This window comes from Faecalibacter rhinopitheci (assembly GCF_015234135.1).
GTDB classification, from domain to species: Bacteria; Bacteroidota; Bacteroidia; order Flavobacteriales; family Weeksellaceae; genus Empedobacter; species Empedobacter rhinopitheci.
In genome coordinates, this window is record NZ_JADGIK010000001.1 from 93281 (window position 1) to 113029 (window position 19749).

The window sequence follows — 19749 nt, forward strand, 5'->3', positions numbered from 1 at the left end:
CGATAGAAACGTGATTTTTAATTGAATCATAAACTAATTGTATATAATTAATAATCAATTATTTAAGTTATTTTAAGTATTTTAAATCTAAGAATAAATGATAAAAGATGTTTAAAAATGTTAATAGAGGCATAATTTCTTTTAAATTATTATAATTATGTTAAATCCAATTTTAAATATTTATCTTATGCTTATTATATGTATATCTAGAGATGAATATGTAATAAATTAAAGCTATTAAACATAAAAAACCAGCTATTAAAAAGAGATTTGCATATCCAAATTTTATGACTAAACTTCCTGCTGCGATCATTCCTATACCAATTCCTAAATCTATTGCAATGAAAAATGTAGAATTAGCTGACCCCCTTTTTTCTGGAAAAGTCATATTCATAAATTGAGTTTGAAAAGCTGGAATAGAAACTCCAAAACCAAGACCAACAAAATATGCACCGATAAAATAAAACAAATCATAGATTGGAAAAGCAATTAAAAAATACCCCAATCCGATAGAACTTATACCCAAAATATTAACTTGATTAATCCATCCTTTATCAATCAACTTACCGCTAAATATTCGTGATGTTCCTATACCAACAGCAATACTTAGAAACAAATAACTAGCACCTTCAATATTTAGTTCTTTTCCATACATAACCCCAAAAGTGTATAGAGCTCCATAAGTAATTTCTAAAATTAAAACATTAATTGCTAAAGGTATTGCATGAATTAAAATAAATCTATCCAAAGAAATTGGTTCTTTATTTTTCTTTTCGTCTACTACTTTTTTCTGCGGATCTTTGATTAGAAATGCACAAAGAATTCCTATTACACCAAAGAGCAATGCTGAATAAAAAATATAATTAAAATCGTAATGGTCATAAATATACATTCCGCAAATTGGTCCAATTGACATAGCAAGTGTAGACATTAAACCATAATAGCCAATTCCTTCTCCCCTTCTTTTGGAAGGTAATAAATCTATGGCTAAAGTATTACTAGAAGTTGTAATAACTCCCCATGCCAATCCATGCATCATTCTTAATATAAACAAAAATGCAACACTGGATATAATTGTATATCCAAAAAATAATGACACAAATAAGATAAAGGAAATTAAATAAACTTTTTTCCTAGAAAAATTATCTACTAAGTAGCCAGAAAAAAAACGGATAAACAACGCGGCTAATACGTATGAAGATAAGATGTAAGTCATTTCCGCTTTATCAATTTTAAAATGCTCTAAAATATAAAATGGTAATGTAACGCTTACTTGATAAAAAGCAATTCCTGTTAAAAGATTTGCTATGGAAGCAAAGATGAAACTTGACGTCCAAAGTTTTGGTTGGTTGATATTATTCATAAGCTAAAAAAAGCCGGTACAAATTTATTGTAACGGCTTTATGTATTAAATTATCTTGAACTATTTTGCTAATCTATCTAATGCATAAACAATCATTTTGTCTACAGTTGCATAAGAATCAGTACTAAATTCTCCTAAAATTCGGTTGGCAACTATTGCATTTAATGACAATGCCTCATGTCCCATCATTTTAGCTAAACCATAAATTGCAGAAGTTTCCATTTCAAAATTTGTAATTCTTAAATCCTCGTATTGAAAAGAAGTTAAATAATCATTAATATCTATAGGATTGGGTGCCAAACGAAGAAAACGTCCTTGTGGACCGTAAAAACCACAAGCAGTTGCAGTTATACCTTGTTTTGTTTCATCTGAAGCTAATTTTTCCATTAAAGTAGATGAGGCTTCTACTAAATATGGACGTGCTTTTTTTGGTGACCAATTCACATGTTTGATGAATGCATCTTCTACTTCTGCCATCATAAACTCCTCACTTCCTTGGTAATAATGTAATAATCCATCTAAGCCCAAACCATGTGAACCAATTACTAATGAATCAACAGGTATATCAGCCTGTAATGCTCCTGAAGTTCCTAAACGAACAAAAGATAATTTTCTAAATTCAGGGTTATTCTCACCTGTTTCTAAATTAATATTTGCTAATGCATCTAATTCTGAAAAGACAATGTCGATATTATCTGTACCCATTCCAGTAGAAATCACAGTCATACGTGTCCCCTTATATGTTCCAGTATGTGTAACGATTTCTCGTTTAGAAGATTTATGTTCAATTGTTTCAAAATGAAGAGATACTTTTTCAACACGATTAGGATCGCCAACTGTGATGACAATATCTGCTAAATGTTCTGGTCTTATGTTACAATGGTAAATACTTCCGTCTGCATTTAATATTAACTCTGATGATGCTTTACTCATGGTATTTTGTAATTAAAAATAAACAAACAATATACGATAGATAAAACTACTTTTCAAATAATTTTATTAACCGCCTACACGTTTCACTTTAAAACCTTTGTCTTTCAGATAGGCCATAATTTTATCTCGATAATCACCTTGAATTATGATTTGTTCGTCTTTAAAACTCCCTCCAACACCTAAAAACTGTTTAATTTCTTTAGCTAATAATTTAAAATCATCATCCGCTCCGGTATATCCTTCAATAATTGTATTCACTTTTCCTTTACGCTTTTCGAATTTACAAATTAAAGGTTCTTTCTGCATCCATAATTCATGACCTTCTTCTTGAATTTCCTCTTCCGGTTGTATAACATGATCCGGAAATAAGTTTTTTAATTGATCCTGTAAATCCATACTTTTTATAATGTCTTGATATTTATTTTATTATTCCAAAATCAAATTGGAAATCATGTTAAGCTTTTAAGGTAATTACAAAGATATAAAAAAGGGACACCAAAGTATCCCTTTTTTATATCTCTATGAATTAAACTATACTCATTAACAAAAAACTTAATAGATATAGTATAAAGTTTTAGTTAGACTCGAATTTACTGTATGCACAGAAAAAACAATACTAACAAAAACTTCAGATTTTAGTTGTTGGTAAAGTTTTAGCGTAACCGAATATAGTCTAATAAATTATTTTTTTCTTTTACTTAACCAGAAGATAAGAAAGATAACACCACCTACTAGCATAACGATGTAAGCTAATATATGTGCGCTTGAGACTAGAAATTCTTTGAATTGTGGAAACATAGATTAAGATTTTAAATTAGGAACTAATTACATCGATTAATTTTTCATTAAACGCAGGTAAATCATCTGGAGTTCTACTTGTAATTAAACCTTTATCATATACAACTTCTGAATCTTCCCATTTACTTCCTGCATTTATCAAATCAATTTTTATCGCCTCAACTGATGTTAGCTTAATATCCTTTACTACTTCAGCATTTATCAAAACTTGTGGACCATGACAGATTGAGGCAACAGTTTTTCCTTTTTCAAAAAAAGATTTAATAAATTTTAATACATCTTTGTTAACTCTTAATTTATCAGGATTTATTACACCACCAGGAATTACTAATGCATCATAATTATCCACTGAAGCATTTTGTAAACTAACATTTACAGTATAATCTGTACTCCATTCATCTCCTTGCTTTGCTCTTACTTTATGAGGTTGTGGCGATACAATATCAACATTAGCTCCTTCATTTTCTAACGCTTCCTTAGGACTTGATAATTCTACTTCTTCAAATCCATCTTCAGTTAAAATTGCGATTCTTTTATTCTCTAATTTTTTCATAATAATAGTTTAGTGGTTTGTAAAAGTTTATATTATTAAATATTTTTCAAAATTCGAGCCATAACATTAAAATTGGATATATATCTATAGATTAAATAATTATAAAATAAATCAACTATTTCTAAAATTAATTATTTTTACTTTTAATCAAAAACAGATGTCTAATCGATGAGGTTTCGTAGGTTTGTAAAGAGATGAATAATTTCAAAAAATGAAAGAGAAAAATTTTTTAAAATCTTTAGAGGAGATTGAGAAGAGCATAATTCCACCGATGGGTTATGCTTTAGTTACAGATCGTATTACTGTCGATGGAAAACAGATAGGTTATATGTACAGAGAAATACCCGATAATAAACAAGATACTGGTTGGCGTTTCTTCTCTGGTGATGAAGATGAAGATTATTTGGATAATGAAATAAACTTAGAGGTAATGAGTGTAAATACAATTGCACACTATGATAAAGATATTATTCCATTTTTAGAATCACCATACGAAACAGCATTTGGAAGAAATGAAGCAAATGATTTTGTAGAAGAAGAATTTCAAAACACAGAAGATTAAGAGGTTATAAAACTTTTTACTATTATTTAACATGACATTTTATACCACAAAAAGGATTTGGTATATACTTTGTAATACATAGTACATTAACAATTAATTTATTTGTAAATGAACAAATCTAAGTTTTTTAAAGTAGCAGGTGCTGCTGCGATGAAGGCACAACAAGATAAATCTTTCTTTGATAAAGTAAAAGCTTTTTCAAGATTGATTACTGCTTTCAGAAAAAAACAGTACAAACCAGAATTAGGTAATATGTTTATGGGAATAATTGCAGTACTTTATATTATTTCTCCTATTGATATTATTCCAGAAGCTTTATTTGGTCCATTTGGTTTAATTGACGATTTTGGAATTTTAATGTTTGGAATGAAATATTTTAATAAAGAAATCATTAATTTTTTAAATTGGGAAGCAGCTCAAGATATGTATTCAAATGTTGAAGATGCTAAAATTATTAAATAAAAAGTAAAATTTATATTAAAACTCGGTTAGTAATAACCGAGTTTTTTTTGGTAATATATTATTATAACTTCAAATTTTCACAACAAAAAATATCAAAGTATCTTGCACAACAAATACCAAGCTTGATAAATAAGATGGAAAAAATATCATCAAAAAATAAAATTTTAATAAGCATTGTTGGACCTACTGCCATAGGAAAAACCAATCTTGCAATACAAATTGCTAAATATTATAATACAGAAATAATCTCATGTGATAGTAGACAATTTTTTAAGGAAATGAAAATTGGGACTGCTGTTCCATCTGATGATGAATTGGCTGAGGTTAAACATCATTTTATCCAAAATAAATCGATACACGAAACCTACTCGGTTGGTGATTTTGAACGTGATGGATTAGCTTTTTTAGAAGATTATTTTAAAAAAAATGATATTTGTGTAATGGTTGGAGGTTCAGGTTTATATGAAAAAGCTATTACAGTTGGTTTTGATTCTTTTCCTGATGTTGATCCTCAAATTCGTGAACAATTAAACCAAGAATTGGAAGAATCAGGAATTGAAAAGTTACAAAATGAATTGAAAGAAGTTGATCCAATTTATTTCGAAGAAGTTGATATTCATAATAAGCAACGTGTTATTCGCTCATTAGAAATTTTTCGTGGTATAGGTAAACCGTTTTCCTCATTTAGAAATCAAAATTTAAATCCACGCCCATTTCAAATTATTAAAATTGGTTTAGAATTACCTCGTGAAGAAATGTATGATCGCATTAATCGTCGCGTTGATATTATGTTAAATGAAGGTTTAATTGAAGAAGTAAAATCTTTGTTACCATATAAAGAATTAAATGCATTGCAAACTGTTGGTTACCGAGAAATATTTGATTTTTTTGAAGAAACTTCTTCAATAGATTTTGCCATTGAGGAAATCAAAAAAAATACAAGACGTTTTGCAAAGCGACAAATGACATGGTTTAAAAAGGACGAAACTATTAATTGGTTCTTACCAGATCAATTAGAACATATAAAAAAATATATTGACCAAAAAAAATCGAGTAATTAATACTCGATTTTTTTTATTCTTAACTGTAAAGAATCTCCCCTTTCTTTGTAATTTTCTTTATAAATTATCTTATCCCTACTATTACTATAGACTATGTTAATTATATATAGAATTATTTTAGCACAATATTTGTACTAGTTAATAATCAAAACTATATCTATGAATTATTACGAAGAATTTAAAAATTTACATTATAATAACAACCCGTTGTTAATTGGTAATGTATGGGATGTCATTAGCAGTAAAGCAGCAGAAAAAGCAGGTTATCAAGTCATCAATGTCTCAAGTCATCCGGTAGCGGATATGTTGGGTTATAAGGATGGACAAAACATGAGCTTTGATGAAATATTCTTTATCAGTAAAAGAATTAAAGCCTCTACTCCATTGCATATTTCCGTAGATATCGAAGCTGGATATACAGATAATTTAGATATTTTAAATCATTATGTTGAACGTTTAGTAGACATTGGTGTATGTGGAATAAATTTGGAAGATGGAATAACCAATGGTGAAGATAGAAAATTAGCAGATGTAAATGTTTTAGAAAATAAAATTAAATCAATTAAAAAATATCTTCATTCTAAGGAGAAAAATGTTTTTATAAATGCTAGGACAGATACTTACACAACTAAACATCCTGAATCATTTAATGAAACACTTAATAGAGCACAAATCTATGAAGCAGCTGGTGCTGACGGAATTTTTGTTCCATTAATTGAAGATGATCACGAGATTAAAACTTTATTAGATACTGTAGAAATTGCACTAAATGTATTTGTAACGCCAATCTTAAATAATTTTGATCATATTAAATCGTTGGGTGTGCATCGAATAAGTAGTGGGAATAAAGTACAAGCAAAAGTAAATGAATTGACCGAAGAAATTTTTAAAGACTTATACAATAATAAAAATTTAAATAGAATATTATAATAAAAAAACCACTTCGTACGAAGTGGTTTTTTCTCATAATAAATAATACAATTAATAAGTGTAAACTTATTTTTATTTGGCTTTGAATTTGTTAATTGCGTTGATTGTAAATTCAGATAAAACTAATTCACCTGAAATTTTCGCACGCTCTATTAATAATTCATCCCAATTTTCAGTTCCTTCCCAAGAAACACGTTTTAAGTGTTTCATGGCATCTGGATTTGATCCGGCTAATTTAGTTGCTAACGTTTCGATTGATGCATCCATTTCTTCCACTGTAGGGAAAACTTCAGCATATAATCCTTTTTCTTTCGCCCATTGTGCTGTTTGGAATTCAGTTGCATTAATCGCCATGTGTGTAAAAGCAGAAGTTCCTACTTTACGCTCTACAGCTGGTCCAACGACGAATGGTCCAATACCAACTGCTAATTCAGATAATTTAACTGCTGCATGTTGTGTTGCGAATGTGTAGTCAGCTGCCGATGCAATTCCAACTCCACCTCCAACAGCTTTTCCTTGGATACGTGCTAAAACGAATTTAGACGCTTTACGAATCGCGTTAATTACGTGTGCAAATCCAGAGAAAAAATCTAAACCTGTTTCACGATCTTTAATTGAGATTAACTCGTCAAAAGATGCTCCAGCACAAAATGTACGCTCTCCAGCACTTTTTAAAATGATAACTTTTACCGTCTCATCATTTCCTAACTTTTCAATTTCAGCAGCCAAGTTTCTTAATTGACTTCCTGGCATTGAATTACTTTGGTAGTGGTAAAATTCAATTGTACCAATTCCATTTTGTATATCTGACTTTACGTAAGCTTCCATATGTTAATTTAAAAATTTGTTAATGTGGTAATACGCAAAATTAAATTGGCTAATTCACAAATTACCACATTCTCTCATTAAATATTAATCTTGATTTAATTTTTTAACCATTGTTAAAATCGTAGCAATACCCACTGTTTCTCCAGTTTCATCATAAATATCTACTAACCAACGAACAATACCTTTTGCGATATCATTTTCGTCTTTTTTCTCTTGATCGATTTTCTCTTTACACGTAAAACGAACTCCGATTGTAGATCCTGGATAAACTGGTTTCACGAAACGACATTCATCTAATCCATAATTTAATAATACTGGACCTTTTTTCGCTAATACGAATAATCCTGCTGCTTTCGATAATAAGTAATACCCGTGTGCCACATTACGTTCGAAAATTGTTCCTTCTAATGAAGTTGCATCTACGTGAGCGTAGAAATTATCTCCTGATAAAGCTGCGAAAGCATTGATATCAGATTGTTGAATCGTATGTTTAGATGTGATTAATGTATCACCGATTTTTACTTCTTCGAAATGTTTTGCGAATGGATGTTTATCTTCTTCGATGTAATCTGCTCCGTATTGGTATTGTTGAGTAACTGCAGTTAATTTATTTGGCGAACCTTGGATGGCAGTACGTTGCATATAGTGCATTACACCACGCTTTCCTCCCATTTCTTCACCACCTCCAGCACGACCTGGACCACCGTGTACTAATAATGGTAATGGCGAACCATGACCTGTTGATTCTTTGATACATTCTGCATCTAAAATCACAATACGTCCGTGTAATGAACCTGCATTTAAAACAAATTCTGTTGCAATATCGTTATCAGCCGTTACAATCGAACAAACTAATGAACCTTTACCCATACGAACCAATTCAACCGCTTCTGCTGTTCCGTTGTAAGGAATAATTGTAGAAACTGGTCCGAATGCCTCAATGTTGTGAACATCTGTTTTATTGAATGGATCGTTGTTTAAGAATAAAATTGGAGAAATGAAAGAACCTTTGTTTTTATCAGCTCCTTTTACTTCGAAATTATCTAAGTTTCCGAAAACAATTTCTTGCGTTTTTGCTAATTCTTCAACTTTCTCACGAACTTCTTTTACTTGCGCAGCACCTGCTAAGGCTCCCATACGCACACCTTCTACATTTGGATCTCCGATTGTAGTTGTTGCTAAACGTTGTCCTAAAGCAATTTGAACATCTTCTACTAAATGTGTTGGAACTAACGCACGACGAACAGCTGTACATTTCTGACCAGCTTTAGTTGTCATCTCACGAGTTACCTCTTTGATGAAAATATCAAATTCTGGTGAACCAGCTTGAACATCTTCACCTAATACACATGCATTTAATGAATCTGCTTCTAAGTTGAATGGCACACCTTCTGAAGTAATTCTTGGGTGTGATTTTAACATTTGCCCTGTTGATGCCGAACCTGTAAAAGTTACCACATCTTCAGACTCTACATATTCTAAAATTCCGTTTGCTGAACCTGTGATTAATTGTAAAGCACCTTCTGGTAAAATATTCGATTCGATGATTGCACGAACAACTGTTTCAGTTAAGAAAGATGTAATTGTAGCAGGCTTAACAATTGCAGGAACACCCGCTAAAAAGTTAACTGCAATTTTTTCTAACATTCCCCAAACCGGAAAGTTGAATGCATTGATATGGATTGCAACACCACGTTTTGGCGTTAATATATGTGTTCCTAAAAATGTCCCATTCTTAGAAAAATTATGTGTATCTCCTTCTACATAAAATGGTTGATCTCCGAATTGACGACGTAAAGATGCATTTGCAAATAAGTTTCCAATTCCACCTTCGATATCAACCCAAGAATCAGCACGTGTTGCTCCAGTTGCCCAAGAAACTGTGTAGAATTCTTCTTTTCTTTCCATTAAGTATAAGGCTAATTTCTTCAGCATTAAACCTCTTTCTTGGAAAGTCATTTTGCGTAATTTTGGTCCTCCAACCGTACGCGCATAATCCATCATCGCACCAAAATCTAATCCAGCTGATGAAGCTGTTGCGATTTCGTCACCTGTAATCGCATTATATAACATTTGCCCTTCAGACGAACCTTTTGTCCATTGTCCTAAAGCATAATTTTCTAATTGATTCGCCATTTTTTATGTTGTTTGTGTTTTTAAAGTTTTAGTTATAAGTCTAATTTTACTTAATACGTAGAACTTACAACGTAATACGTTTACTTCGTTTCATTCCAAGTTTTGTAATTACTTGCCATTGACTCGTAATAATAATCTGGAACTTCTGTTAATGGTTCGCAAGGTTTTAAACTTTCATGACAATCACTTGGCAATTGCATGTATTGTTGTGTTCCTTGATCTTTCCATTCGATCATTTGATCTGAAACTTGTTTTACGATTTTTGCAGGATTTCCAACCACAACACTTCGAGTAGGAATATGCGTATCTGCTTTTACAAAAGCCAAAGCTCCTACAATACATTCGTCCTCGATGATCACATTATCCATTACAACAGCATTCATTCCGACCATACAATTACGACCAATTGTAGCTCCATGGATAATCGCCCCATGACCAATATGCGCTTTCTCTTTTAAACGAACCGTTGTTCCTGGAAACATATGAATCGTACAATTTTCTTGCACATTGCAATTATCTTCGATAATAATTTGTCCCCAATCACCACGTAAAGCACAACCTGGTCCGATGTAAACATCTTTACCAATAATCACATTTCCCGTAACAAATGCTTGTGGATGAATAAATGCTGTTGGATGAACAACTGGTTTATATCCTTTAAATTCGTAAATCATATTATTTAGATTTGAGAGATTAGTATTGAGAGATTAGAAATTCTGAAAGTCATCCTGAATTCATTTCAGGATCACATTAAACTGAATGAGATGTTGAAACAAGTTCAACATGACCTAATTTCTCAATACTAAGTTCTAAATTAAGCTCTTTCAATCACTACTGCGTAACCTTGTCCTAAACCAATACACATTGTCACTAATGCATAACGTTTTCCTGTAGCTTGTAATTCGTAAGCCGCAGAATTAAGGATACGTGACCCTGACATTCCAAGTGGATGCCCTAAAGCAATTGCTCCACCATTTGGATTGATACGAGGATCGTTATCTGCTAAACCAAAAGCACGTGTACATGCTAAAGATTGAGCAGCGAAAGCTTCGTTTAATTCGATAACATCAATATCATTCATTGTTAAACCTGCTTTTGCTAATGCAATTTTAGATGCATTAACTGGTCCAATTCCCATGATACGAGGTTCAACTCCTGCAACTCCAGAAGATACGATACGTGCCATTGGTGTTAATCCAAAATCTTTTATCGCTTGTTCTGAGGCTAAAATATTTGCTGCAGCACCGTCATTTAAACCAGAAGCATTACCCGCAGTTACAGTACCATCCGCTTTGAACGCTGGACGTAACTTTGATAAAATTTCCATTGTTGTATTGTTCTTTGGGAATTCATCCGTATCAAAAATAATGGCATCACCTTTACGTTGTGGAATAACCACTGGAACAATCTCTTTGGCTAAACGACCATTTGCTTGAGCAGCAGCTGTTTTTTGTTGCGACCAAACTGCAAATAAATCTTGATCTTCACGTGAAATATTATCACGTTCTGCTAAGTTTTCTGCTGTATTTCCCATTCCATCAACACCCCACATTTCTTTCATTTTAGGGTTGATAAAACGCCACCCGAATGTTGAATCATAAATCTGCGCATCACCACCAAATGGAGAAGCTGATTTTGAAACCACTAAAGGAGCGCGAGTCATTGACTCAGCACCTCCAGAAATCATTAATTGAGCATCACCAACTTGAATAGCTCTTGATGCCGCAATTGCCGCTGATAATCCAGAAGCACATAAACGGTTGACGGTTTCACCTGGCACCGTGTAAGGTAATCCAGATAATAAAGCCGACATACGTGCGATATTTCTATTATCTTCACCAGCTTGATTTGCATTACCAAAGATGACATCGTAAAATGCAGCTGGATCGATAGATGAATTTCTTTTTAATAATTCAGAGATTACCATTGCTCCCATATCGTCTGGGCGTACAGCTGATAATCCACCTTTTAATTTACCAATTGGAGTTCTTACTCCGTCAATAATATATGTTTGGTTCATTTTGTTTACGTTTTACGTGATATGTTTTACGTAGTACGTTTCTAAAACTTAAAACGTGTTACGTATAACTTAAAACTTAATTTATTCTTCAATCAAAGGTTTACCTGTTCTAAAGCAAGTTCCTTTAAATAAAGCAATTAACTCATTGTGTTGATTCGTTACTTTAATATCATAAATTCCAGTTCGTTTTGTCGAAGAGACTTCTTGAGACTCAATTGTGAAGATATCGCCTTCACGACCTGCTTTTGTAAAAGAAATATGAACGTCTAAAGCGACTGAAATATTATTATACATATTACAAGAAAAAGCAAATGCTGAATCTGCCATGGCAAAGGTTACCCCTCCATGAACTGTTCCAACGCCATTCATCATCTCTGGACGAACAACAGCTTGTAGTTTAGCATAGCCTTCTCTAACTTCGATCACTTCTAATCCTAACCATTCACTAAATTTATCGTGGTCAAGCATTGCTTTTAATAATCTTTGAGATTCCATTTTTTTGTGGTTTTGTAGTGTGATAAATTTTAGTAAAATGTTTGATTAGCTTTCACCATATTTCGGATGATTGGGCTTAAACGGTAACGGTCTTCGTGGTAGTAGTTGTACAATTCATCTAAATCATTTTGTACATTTTCAATTCCATATTCATCCGCCCATTGTAATAAGCCTTTTGGATAATTCACTCCTTTTGTCATGGCTGTATCCAAATCCTCTTTCGTTGCAATGTTTAAGAATAAAGCATCGGCTGCTTCATTGATTAACATCACTAATACACGTTTGTAAATTTTTTCTAATAATGCTTGATCTTGAGATGGTGCTTTTTTTTCTGCTCCTTCTGCATAATTGTAGAAACCACGTCCAGATTTACGTCCGTAGAAGCCCGCTTCGAATAAACGTTTTTGAGAAAACGATGGTTTGAAACGTGGATCATAAAAGAATGATTCGAAAATCGATTCAGTTACACGGTAATTGACATCGTGACCGATAAAATCCATTAATTCGAATGGTCCCATACGGAATCCACCAACAGAAGTCATTGCATAATCGATGGTTTCAGCATCAGCCACACCTTCTTCTAATAAACGAATGGCTTCGCTGTAAAAAGGACGAGCCACACGGTTGACAATGAAACCAGGTGTATCTTTCGTAATCACTGGTAACTTTCCTACCGATTGAATTAACGCTTTAATTTCTTCTGCTAACCCTTCACGTGTTTGTACAGCTGGAATAATTTCAACCAAGGCCATTAATGGCGCTGGATTGAAAAAGTGAATTCCGATCACTCGTTCTGGTTTTGCACACGCAGAAGCTATAGAAGCAATGGATAAAGAGGAAGTGTTCGAGGCTAAAATACAGTTCTCAGAAACGATGTCTTCTACGTTTTTAAAAACAGTTTTTTTAATCTCTAAATTTTCGATAATTGCTTCGATGATTAAGTCACAAGAGGCAAATGCATTTAAATCTGCTGCATATTCGATGTTATTTTGAATTTCTTGAGCTTTCTCTGCTGTATATTTTTCCTTCGCTACTAACTTTTCAAAAGTCTTTGCTAAATTTTGTTTTGAACGATCTAATGCGTCTTGATTGGTGTCATATAAAACGACTGCATGACCTGATTGTGCAAATACTTGCGCGATACCAGAACCCATGGCTCCACCACCAATAATTCCTACTTTCTTCATCGTTTATTCTCCTTTAAAAACTGGATTTCTTTTTTCTAAGAATGCATCAACTCCTTCTTGATAATCTGAAGTTTTTCCTGCTTTGTCTTGATAAATTCCCTCTTGTGTTAATTGTTCTTCAATTGAATTTTGGAAAGTTTGATTCAATAACTTCTTGGTATACGCTAAACCTTTCGTTGGTAAGTTCGCTAATTTTGAAGCTAATTTTGAAACTTCTTCTTCGAATGTCTCATCCGAAAAATAGTCGTATATCATTCCAATTTCTTTGGCTTGCGAAGCAGGAACTTTATCTGCTAATAACATCATCGCTGATGCACGTTGCATTCCAATTAATCGAGGTAAGAAATACGTTCCTCCACAATCTGGAATTAAACCAATTTTAGAAAAAGCTTGAATAAAATTAGCTGATTTTTTTGCTACCACGATATCACACGCTAAAGCTAAGTTTGCACCTGCTCCGGCAGCAACACCATTAACAGCAGCAACAACTGGTTTATCCATATTTCTGATTTTTAAAACCAATGGATTATAATTTTCTGTTACAATTTTGTTGAAGTCGATGTCTTTTTCTTCTAACACTTCACCCAAATCTTGACCAGCGCAAAATGCTTTTCCTGTAGCCGTTAAAACGACTGCACGAACAGAAGAATCTTGAGCTGCAACATCTAAATGATGTTGAAGTGAATGAATCATTTCGTGGTTAAAACTGTTGAAGACCGAAGGACGATTCAACGTAATCGTAGCAATTCCTCCTTCTTGTGTATATAGGATTGATGTTGAATTTTCCATAATTTTTAGTGATGACATTTGAAATAATCAAACGGTTCGTGACAATCATTACATTGATACATCGCTTTGCAGGCAGTCGAACCGAATTGACTGATTAGACGCGTATCGTGTGAACCACATTGTGGACATTCGATATTTTGTTCGTCTGAAAAGAGCGCATCGCTCGAAGGATTTTTAGTTGGAGGCGCAATACCATACGCCTTCATTTTTTGTTTTCCTTCTTCTGACATCCAATCAGTTGACCACGAAGGGCTCAACTGATTGATGACATTGATATTTTTTAATCCTTTTTCTACTAATTTTAGTCGAATCGAAATTGAAATAGCGCTCATTGCAGGACAACCAGAATAAGTTGGCGTAATTGTAACATTTACAGCTTCGTCCTCCTTGATTTCTACTTTTCGAACCACACCTAAATCCAAGACGCTAATCACTGGAATTTCAGGATCTGGAACTTCCTCCAAATATTGCCAAATTTCTTTTTCTGTTACCATTGAGAGTTAGGATAAGTTCTTTGTAAATATTGTAAGTCGGTTAAGATAAATCCTAAATGTTCCGTATGGATTCCGTCTTTTCCTCCTTTTTGTGCAAATGCATTTTCAACATCTGCTGTGATTGTAGCTTCTTCTAAAACTTCGTTCACTTTAGCTAACCAAGCCGCTTTAAATTCATTTGGATCAGCAATTAATCCTTCAGCTACTAATGCTTTTTGGTAAGGTGCTAAAATAAATGCTTCATTTACATAAGGTAAAATATCATTTACTGCTTGTTGAATTTTATCGTGCGATTCTTGCGTCCCATCACCTAAACGAATCATCCATTCAGATGACCATTTTAAATGATACTTCACCTCTTTAAAAGATTTCTCCGCAATAGATTGTAATTTTAAATCTTTTACTTTTAAGAATTGCTCTAATAAGAAATAGTGGTATGAATCGTAAAAGAATTGACGTGCAACGGTATCTCCGAAGTGACCATTTGGCAATTCAACTAACAATAAGTTTTTATACTCGCGTTCTTCACGTAACATCGCTAAAGTATCTTCCGTAGCTCCGTTTCCGATCATTTCAGCAGCATAATCGTAATAGTTAGAAGTTTGTCCTAATAAATCTAAAGCCATATTAGACATTGCGATGTCTTGCTCTAAAATTGGACCGTGACCACACCATTCGCATAAACGTTGTGCCAAAATCAGATTTGTATCTGCTAAATGCAAGATAAAATCGATGTAATTTTGATTGTTTTGATAAGCTGTTGCTGTCATAAATTACATGTTTTTAATTTCTTCTGGTACATCATAAAAAGTTGGGTGACGGTAAACTTTGTCCTCTGCAGGATCAAAGAATTGTTCCGCTTCATCTGGATTAGAAGCGTGAATGTTTTTAGATTCTACAACCCAAATACTTACACCCTCTAAACGACGCGTATAGACATCACGAGCATTTTCTAAAGCCATCATTTCGTCTGCAGCATGTAAGCTACCAACGTGTTTATGATCTAAACCTTGTTTACTTCTAATGAATACTTCCCATAAAGGCCAATCTCTATTTTCCATCTTTTTATGCGTTTTTGCGTTGTTCTTGTTCTAATTGTCTTTGTTTTCTTTTTTCGTGGTAAGCTGTTGCTGCATCTCTTACCCACGCTCCATTTTCATGTGCTGTACGACGGGCATCTAAACGTTGTTTGTTACATTTACCGTTTCCTTTGACAACGTTCCAGAATTCTTCCCAATCAATTTCACCGAAATCATATTGACCTTTTTCCTCGTTCCATTTTAAATCTGGATCTGGAATTGTTAATCCTAAATATTCTGCTTGAGGAACCGATATATCTACAAAACGTTGACGTAATTCATCATTTGAGAAACGTTTAATTCTCCATCTCATTGATAATTCTGAATTTGATGATACATCATCAGCAGGTCCAAACATCATTAAAGTAGGCCACCACCAACGGTTCATTGCATCTTGTAACATCGCTTTTTGTTCAGGCGTACCTTTTGATAAAACAACTAAAGATTCGTAACCTTGTCTTTGGTGGAATGATTCCTCTTTACAAACACGTACCATTGCACGTGCATAAGGTCCGTAAGAAGCGCGACATAACGGCACTTGGTTTAAAATTGCTGCACCATCTACTAACCATCCAATCATTCCAATATCTGCCCACGTTAAAGTTGGGTAATTGAAGATTGATGAATATTTAGCTTTCCCAGAGTGTAAGTCATTTAAAGTCTGAATACGAGAAACACCTAAAGTTTCTGCTGCACAGTATAAGTATAAACCGTGACCAGCTTCATCTTGTACTTTCGCTAACAAAATTTTCTTTCTGTTTAACGACGGTGCTCTTGTAATCCAGTTTGCTTCTGGCAACATACCAACAATCTCTGAATGAGCATGTTGTGAAATTTGTCTAATTAATGTTTTGCGGTATGCTTCTGGCATCCAATCTTTTGGTTCGATACGAACTTCGTTATCAATCTTTTGATCAAAAATTGCTTGTAAATCGATTTCTTTTGCACTCATTTTTTTTACTTTTTAAAGAGTTATTATTTGGCATCAAAATCTACTACTACATTCGCAGAACGTGGATGCGCTTGACATGATAATACAAATCCTGCAGCTAATTCGTCTGGCTCTAATGAATAGTTGATGTCCATCTCCACTTCACCTTCCAATACTTTACACTTACAAGTGGCACACACACCACCTTTACAAGCATAAGGTAAATCGGCTCCGTTTTCTAAAGCTGCATCTAAGATTGTAACTCCGTTGTATCCTAAATCCATTTGTAAAGAAGTCGCATCTAATTTTACAGTTACTTTACTCATAGTATCATCAGAAACAGCCATTGTATTTTGACGTTCAGCTTTTTTAGCTTCGGCAGAAGCACTATAAAATAATTCGAAGTGAACATTTTTCGCATCAACTCCAGCAGCAACTAATGCATCACGTCCTCCTAAAATCATTTCTTCAGGCCCGCATAAGAATACTTCTCCAATTGCTTTAGGATCTAAAATATTTTGTAAGAAGTATTCAATTTTTTCTTTGGTAATACGACCACTTAAAATCTCAGCATCAGCCGTTTCACGACTTAAAATATTGTAAACGCTGATGCGCTCCATATATTTATTTTTTAATGCTTCGATTTCTTCCTTAAAAATGATCGATCCTTTATTTTTATTCCCGTAAATCAATACAAATTGACTATTCGGTTCTGATTGTAAGACTGTTTTAATGATTGATAATACAGGTGTAATTCCTGATCCTGCTACTATACCAACATATAATTTAGTGTTCTCAGGATTAATTTCTGTATAGAAATTTCCTTGAGGTATCATCACATCTAAAGTATCTCCAACTTTTAAATCGTTATTAATGTATGTAGAGAAAATTCCATCTGTAATTTTCTTAACTGCAACACGCAATTCACCATCTAAAGGACTTGAACAGATTGAGTAAGAACGTCTAATCTCTTCTTCGTTTTTGATATCTTTAAATGTAAGGTATTGCCCTTGTTTAAAGTTAAAATCGTTTTGTAATTCAGCAGGTACATCAAGCACAACTGAAACACATTCTGATGTTTCGCGCTTAACTTGTTTTACTGTTAATTTATGAAAATTGATAGCCATAGCTTATTTTTTTAATCCATTTACTAAGAACGTGGTTAGATCGGCTTGTAATTCCTCAGGAGAAATTTCTCGGTTAGGTTTATACCACAATTCTATCCAACGTAATGATGATAATAAGGTGAAAAGAGCAACAGAAACATTGATTTGTTTGAATTCTCCCGTTTGCATTCCCTTCGTTAAGATATTTGCAATACGATTTTCATACCCTTTACGAACTTCCTTATATAATTTCTTTTTTGGTTCAGATAAATTCTTCCAATCGTTATTTGCAACAGAAACTTCATTGGGACGTTCAATCATTAATTTAACATGCGTTTCAATTAAATGTGCCAATTTCTCAGAATGACTTTGATTTGCTTCTTCAATTTCTGTGATGAACGATAAATACTCATGAGCAACGCTGAAACAAATCTCTTCTAGAATTTCATCTTTTGAACGAATATGATTATACAAACTCGCAGCTTCAATTCCAACCTTTTCAGCTAATTCTCGCATAGATGTTGCGGAATAACCTTTTTGTTTAAAAATGATGGCAGCTTCTCTGATGATTAGTTCTTTCCTACTCTGTTTCGCCATTCGATTTATGCTTCCCTTTTATCAATAATTCGATTTAATTTACCACCATCACTCATTGGTAAATCACCGTTTTGATAAAGTTTAACACTCATTCCTAGTCCGATATTATCTTTAATTTTCTTTTGAACATTAGAAATTAATTTTTTTACTTCATCTGGAGCTCCACCATTTAAATCGTTGATTGGAATACCGTAATGATTAAAATAATTCGGATTAATTTCAATTCCAACTTCTACAGCATCCATATTTTTTGGACGAGATAAAACCACTTGGTAATTTGGAGATAATTGTGGGAAATCTGGTAAAATATCAGCTACCTGCGTATGGAAGAAGTTCACACCTCTAATAATCATCATATCATCTGCACGACCAATTATAGGTCCCATTTTAATATGAGTTCTTTTTTCAGAATGTTCGTAAGTTAGTGTAGTAATATCACCTGTCCAGTAACGTATCATTGGCATAGCTTCTTTTGTTAGAGAAGTTAAAACTAATACACCTGGTTCACCGTATGGTAAGGGTTCACCTGTTACTTTATCTACAATTTCCGGGAAAAAGTGATCTTCCCAAATATAACTTCCTGTACCTTTTTCTTCAAAATCTTCATTTGAAACTCCAGGTCCAATGATTTCACTTAAACCATAGATATTGGCTGCAGATAAATTTAATCCAGTTTCAACTTCTTTACGTAAAGCTTCAGACCAAGGTTCAGCACCTAAAACTCCAATTTTTAAATTAAAGTCGCGGATATCTTCTCCTCTTTTCTTTAGTTCTTCAGCAATTGTTAAGGCATATGATGGTGTAGCGGTTAAAGCTTCTGCTTGGAAGTCTTTTAATAACATAATTTGCTTTTCGGTACCACCTCCTGAAATTGGAACAACTGTCATTCCTAATTTTTCAGCTCCATAATGGATTCCAATACCTCCTGTAAAAAGACCGTAACCATATGCATTTTGCAATTTCATACCAGGCGTACATCCAGCAGCAGCTAGTGAGCGTGCAACTACTTCTGAAAAAATCTCAATATCATTTTTCGTGTAAGCTACAACTGTAGGTTTCCCTGTTGTGCCGCTTGAACAATGTACACGCGACAATTCTGTCTGTGGTACAGCAAGCATACCAAAAGGATAATTATCACGTAAATGATTTTTCTTAGTGAAAGGTAATTTATGTAAATCATTGATAGATTTAATTTCATTTAAATTAACCCCAGCTTGATCATATAAGTCCTTGTAAAAAGGAATGTTATTATAAGCACGTTGCAGCGTGTTTACTAATCTTTCATTTTGAATTGTACGCAATTTATCAATTGGCATCAATTCCATATCAGTATTAAAGATCATATCTTGATTGTGGTGTTTGAAATACGTTAATCCAAAAATAGAAAAAAATATTAAACAAACTAACATTTGTTAGTAAAATTAT

Annotated in this window: 22 protein-coding genes; 4 read left to right on the top strand and 18 right to left on the bottom strand. The window is 33.2% G+C overall.

Translation table 11 applies throughout. From position 1 onward, the window contains the following. Positions 1-172: 172 nt before the first annotated feature. From IM532_RS00440 to IM532_RS00455, 4 genes are all read right to left on the bottom strand, one after another. Positions 173-1363: an MFS transporter gene (locus tag IM532_RS00440; RefSeq protein ID WP_194181473.1), complete on the bottom strand. Its 1191-nt coding sequence runs from the start codon at positions 1361-1363 to the stop codon at positions 173-175. 60 nt (positions 1364-1423) lie between these two features. After that, on the bottom strand, positions 1424-2296 hold the full coding sequence (locus tag IM532_RS00445; RefSeq protein WP_194181474.1) for a nucleoside phosphorylase: 873 nt from the start codon (positions 2294-2296) through the stop codon (positions 1424-1426). A 66-nt stretch (positions 2297-2362) separates the two neighbouring features. Beyond that, positions 2363-2692 (bottom strand): translation initiation factor, encoded by a 330-nt coding sequence (locus IM532_RS00450; protein WP_194181475.1) that lies wholly within the window; start codon positions 2690-2692, stop codon positions 2363-2365. Positions 2693-3110: 418 nt separating this feature from the next. Beyond that, positions 3111-3647: a type 1 glutamine amidotransferase domain-containing protein gene (locus IM532_RS00455; protein WP_194181476.1), complete on the bottom strand. Its 537-nt coding sequence runs from the start codon at positions 3645-3647 to the stop codon at positions 3111-3113. A 211-nt stretch (positions 3648-3858) separates the two neighbouring features. Here IM532_RS00455 and IM532_RS00460 point away from each other — a divergent pair, with 211 nt between their 5' ends. The 4 genes from IM532_RS00460 to IM532_RS00475 all read left to right on the top strand — a co-directional run bounded on the left by IM532_RS00460 (position 3859) and on the right by IM532_RS00475 (position 6662). Beyond that, entirely contained in the window at positions 3859-4209 is a 351-nt protein-coding gene (locus IM532_RS00460) for a DUF2185 domain-containing protein (RefSeq protein WP_194181477.1), read from the top strand. A 108-nt stretch (positions 4210-4317) separates the two neighbouring features. Beyond that, positions 4318-4671: a YkvA family protein gene (locus IM532_RS00465; protein WP_194181478.1), complete on the top strand. Its 354-nt coding sequence runs from the start codon at positions 4318-4320 to the stop codon at positions 4669-4671. Positions 4672-4805: 134 nt separating this feature from the next. Beyond that, positions 4806-5732, top strand: a complete 927-nt coding sequence (gene miaA, locus IM532_RS00470) for a tRNA (adenosine(37)-N6)-dimethylallyltransferase MiaA (protein ID WP_194181479.1) — start codon at positions 4806-4808, stop codon at positions 5730-5732. Positions 5733-5891: 159 nt separating this feature from the next. Then, complete coding sequence (locus IM532_RS00475; protein ID WP_194181480.1) at positions 5892-6662, top strand: isocitrate lyase/PEP mutase family protein; 771 nt, start codon at positions 5892-5894, stop codon at positions 6660-6662. Between the two features lie 72 nt (positions 6663-6734). Here IM532_RS00475 and IM532_RS00480 read toward each other — a convergent pair whose 3' ends face one another. The 14 genes from IM532_RS00480 to IM532_RS00545 all read right to left on the bottom strand — a co-directional run bounded on the left by IM532_RS00480 (position 6735) and on the right by IM532_RS00545 (position 19667). Continuing rightward, a complete protein-coding gene (locus IM532_RS00480) occupies positions 6735-7490 on the bottom strand; it encodes an enoyl-CoA hydratase/isomerase family protein (protein WP_194181481.1) in 756 nt (251 codons plus the stop codon). Positions 7491-7574: 84 nt separating this feature from the next. Then, entirely contained in the window at positions 7575-9626 is a 2052-nt protein-coding gene (paaZ, locus tag IM532_RS00485) for a phenylacetic acid degradation bifunctional protein PaaZ (protein WP_194181482.1), read from the bottom strand. A gap of 80 nt (positions 9627-9706) precedes the next feature. Next, positions 9707-10300, bottom strand: a complete 594-nt coding sequence (locus IM532_RS00490) for an acyltransferase (protein WP_194181483.1) — start codon at positions 10298-10300, stop codon at positions 9707-9709. Between the two features lie 140 nt (positions 10301-10440). Continuing rightward, on the bottom strand, positions 10441-11646 hold the full coding sequence (pcaF, locus tag IM532_RS00495) for a 3-oxoadipyl-CoA thiolase (protein WP_194181484.1): 1206 nt from the start codon (positions 11644-11646) through the stop codon (positions 10441-10443). Between the two features lie 81 nt (positions 11647-11727). Continuing rightward, entirely contained in the window at positions 11728-12141 is a 414-nt protein-coding gene (gene paaI, locus IM532_RS00500) for a hydroxyphenylacetyl-CoA thioesterase PaaI (RefSeq protein WP_194181485.1), read from the bottom strand. A gap of 29 nt (positions 12142-12170) precedes the next feature. Then, positions 12171-13328 (bottom strand): 3-hydroxyacyl-CoA dehydrogenase NAD-binding domain-containing protein, encoded by a 1158-nt coding sequence (locus IM532_RS00505; protein WP_194181486.1) that lies wholly within the window; start codon positions 13326-13328, stop codon positions 12171-12173. A 3-nt stretch (positions 13329-13331) separates the two neighbouring features. After that, positions 13332-14117 carry an enoyl-CoA hydratase-related protein gene (locus tag IM532_RS00510; protein WP_194181487.1) on the bottom strand — a complete coding sequence of 262 codons (786 nt, stop codon included), beginning with the start codon at positions 14115-14117 and terminating at the stop codon, positions 13332-13334. 5 nt (positions 14118-14122) lie between these two features. Beyond that, a complete protein-coding gene (gene paaD / locus IM532_RS00515; protein WP_194181488.1) occupies positions 14123-14611 on the bottom strand; it encodes a 1,2-phenylacetyl-CoA epoxidase subunit PaaD in 489 nt (162 codons plus the stop codon). Beyond that, the gene (paaC, locus tag IM532_RS00520; RefSeq protein ID WP_194181489.1) at positions 14605-15381 is read right to left on the bottom strand and encodes a 1,2-phenylacetyl-CoA epoxidase subunit PaaC; all 777 of its coding nucleotides are present in this window, start codon (positions 15379-15381) and stop codon (positions 14605-14607) included. Before paaC ends, paaD begins: the two co-directional genes overlap by 7 nt. A gap of 3 nt (positions 15382-15384) precedes the next feature. Next, positions 15385-15672: a 1,2-phenylacetyl-CoA epoxidase subunit PaaB gene (gene paaB / locus IM532_RS00525; protein WP_194181490.1), complete on the bottom strand. Its 288-nt coding sequence runs from the start codon at positions 15670-15672 to the stop codon at positions 15385-15387. 4 nt (positions 15673-15676) lie between these two features. Continuing rightward, entirely contained in the window at positions 15677-16642 is a 966-nt protein-coding gene (gene paaA, locus IM532_RS00530; RefSeq protein WP_194181491.1) for a 1,2-phenylacetyl-CoA epoxidase subunit PaaA, read from the bottom strand. Between the two features lie 23 nt (positions 16643-16665). Beyond that, on the bottom strand, positions 16666-17748 hold the full coding sequence (gene paaE / locus IM532_RS00535) for a 1,2-phenylacetyl-CoA epoxidase subunit PaaE (RefSeq protein WP_194181492.1): 1083 nt from the start codon (positions 17746-17748) through the stop codon (positions 16666-16668). A gap of 3 nt (positions 17749-17751) precedes the next feature. Beyond that, positions 17752-18324: a TetR/AcrR family transcriptional regulator gene (locus IM532_RS00540; protein WP_194181493.1), complete on the bottom strand. Its 573-nt coding sequence runs from the start codon at positions 18322-18324 to the stop codon at positions 17752-17754. A 5-nt stretch (positions 18325-18329) separates the two neighbouring features. Beyond that, positions 18330-19667 carry a phenylacetate--CoA ligase family protein gene (locus tag IM532_RS00545; protein ID WP_194181494.1) on the bottom strand — a complete coding sequence of 446 codons (1338 nt, stop codon included), beginning with the start codon at positions 19665-19667 and terminating at the stop codon, positions 18330-18332. Between the last annotated feature and the right edge of the window lie 82 nt (positions 19668-19749).

Excerpts from the sequence above, each read along its gene's own strand:
- IM532_RS00440 (WP_194181473.1), bottom strand. The coding sequence starts at position 1,363 with ATGAATAATATCAACCAACCAAAACTTTGGACGTCAAGTTTCATCTTT.
- IM532_RS00445 (WP_194181474.1), bottom strand. The coding sequence starts at position 2,296 with ATGAGTAAAGCATCATCAGAGTTAATATTAAATGCAGACGGAAGTATT.
- IM532_RS00450 (WP_194181475.1), bottom strand. The coding sequence starts at position 2,692 with ATGGATTTACAGGATCAATTAAAAAACTTATTTCCGGATCATGTTATA.
- IM532_RS00455 (WP_194181476.1), bottom strand. The coding sequence starts at position 3,647 with ATGAAAAAATTAGAGAATAAAAGAATCGCAATTTTAACTGAAGATGGA.
- IM532_RS00460 (WP_194181477.1), top strand. The coding sequence starts at position 3,859 with ATGAAAGAGAAAAATTTTTTAAAATCTTTAGAGGAGATTGAGAAGAGC.
- IM532_RS00465 (WP_194181478.1), top strand. The coding sequence starts at position 4,318 with ATGAACAAATCTAAGTTTTTTAAAGTAGCAGGTGCTGCTGCGATGAAG.
- miaA (WP_194181479.1), top strand. The coding sequence starts at position 4,806 with ATGGAAAAAATATCATCAAAAAATAAAATTTTAATAAGCATTGTTGGA.
- IM532_RS00475 (WP_194181480.1), top strand. The coding sequence starts at position 5,892 with ATGAATTATTACGAAGAATTTAAAAATTTACATTATAATAACAACCCG.
- IM532_RS00480 (WP_194181481.1), bottom strand. The coding sequence starts at position 7,490 with ATGGAAGCTTACGTAAAGTCAGATATACAAAATGGAATTGGTACAATT.
- paaZ (WP_194181482.1), bottom strand. The coding sequence starts at position 9,626 with ATGGCGAATCAATTAGAAAATTATGCTTTAGGACAATGGACAAAAGGT.
- IM532_RS00490 (WP_194181483.1), bottom strand. The coding sequence starts at position 10,300 with ATGATTTACGAATTTAAAGGATATAAACCAGTTGTTCATCCAACAGCA.
- pcaF (WP_194181484.1), bottom strand. The coding sequence starts at position 11,646 with ATGAACCAAACATATATTATTGACGGAGTAAGAACTCCAATTGGTAAA.
- paaI (WP_194181485.1), bottom strand. The coding sequence starts at position 12,141 with ATGGAATCTCAAAGATTATTAAAAGCAATGCTTGACCACGATAAATTT.
- IM532_RS00505 (WP_194181486.1), bottom strand. The coding sequence starts at position 13,328 with ATGAAGAAAGTAGGAATTATTGGTGGTGGAGCCATGGGTTCTGGTATC.
- IM532_RS00510 (WP_194181487.1), bottom strand. The coding sequence starts at position 14,117 with ATGGAAAATTCAACATCAATCCTATATACACAAGAAGGAGGAATTGCT.
- paaD (WP_194181488.1), bottom strand. The coding sequence starts at position 14,611 with ATGGTAACAGAAAAAGAAATTTGGCAATATTTGGAGGAAGTTCCAGAT.
- paaC (WP_194181489.1), bottom strand. The coding sequence starts at position 15,381 with ATGACAGCAACAGCTTATCAAAACAATCAAAATTACATCGATTTTATC.
- paaB (WP_194181490.1), bottom strand. The coding sequence starts at position 15,672 with ATGGAAAATAGAGATTGGCCTTTATGGGAAGTATTCATTAGAAGTAAA.
- paaA (WP_194181491.1), bottom strand. The coding sequence starts at position 16,642 with ATGAGTGCAAAAGAAATCGATTTACAAGCAATTTTTGATCAAAAGATT.
- paaE (WP_194181492.1), bottom strand. The coding sequence starts at position 17,748 with ATGGCTATCAATTTTCATAAATTAACAGTAAAACAAGTTAAGCGCGAA.
- IM532_RS00540 (WP_194181493.1), bottom strand. The coding sequence starts at position 18,324 with ATGGCGAAACAGAGTAGGAAAGAACTAATCATCAGAGAAGCTGCCATC.
- IM532_RS00545 (WP_194181494.1), bottom strand. The coding sequence starts at position 19,667 with ATGATCTTTAATACTGATATGGAATTGATGCCAATTGATAAATTGCGT.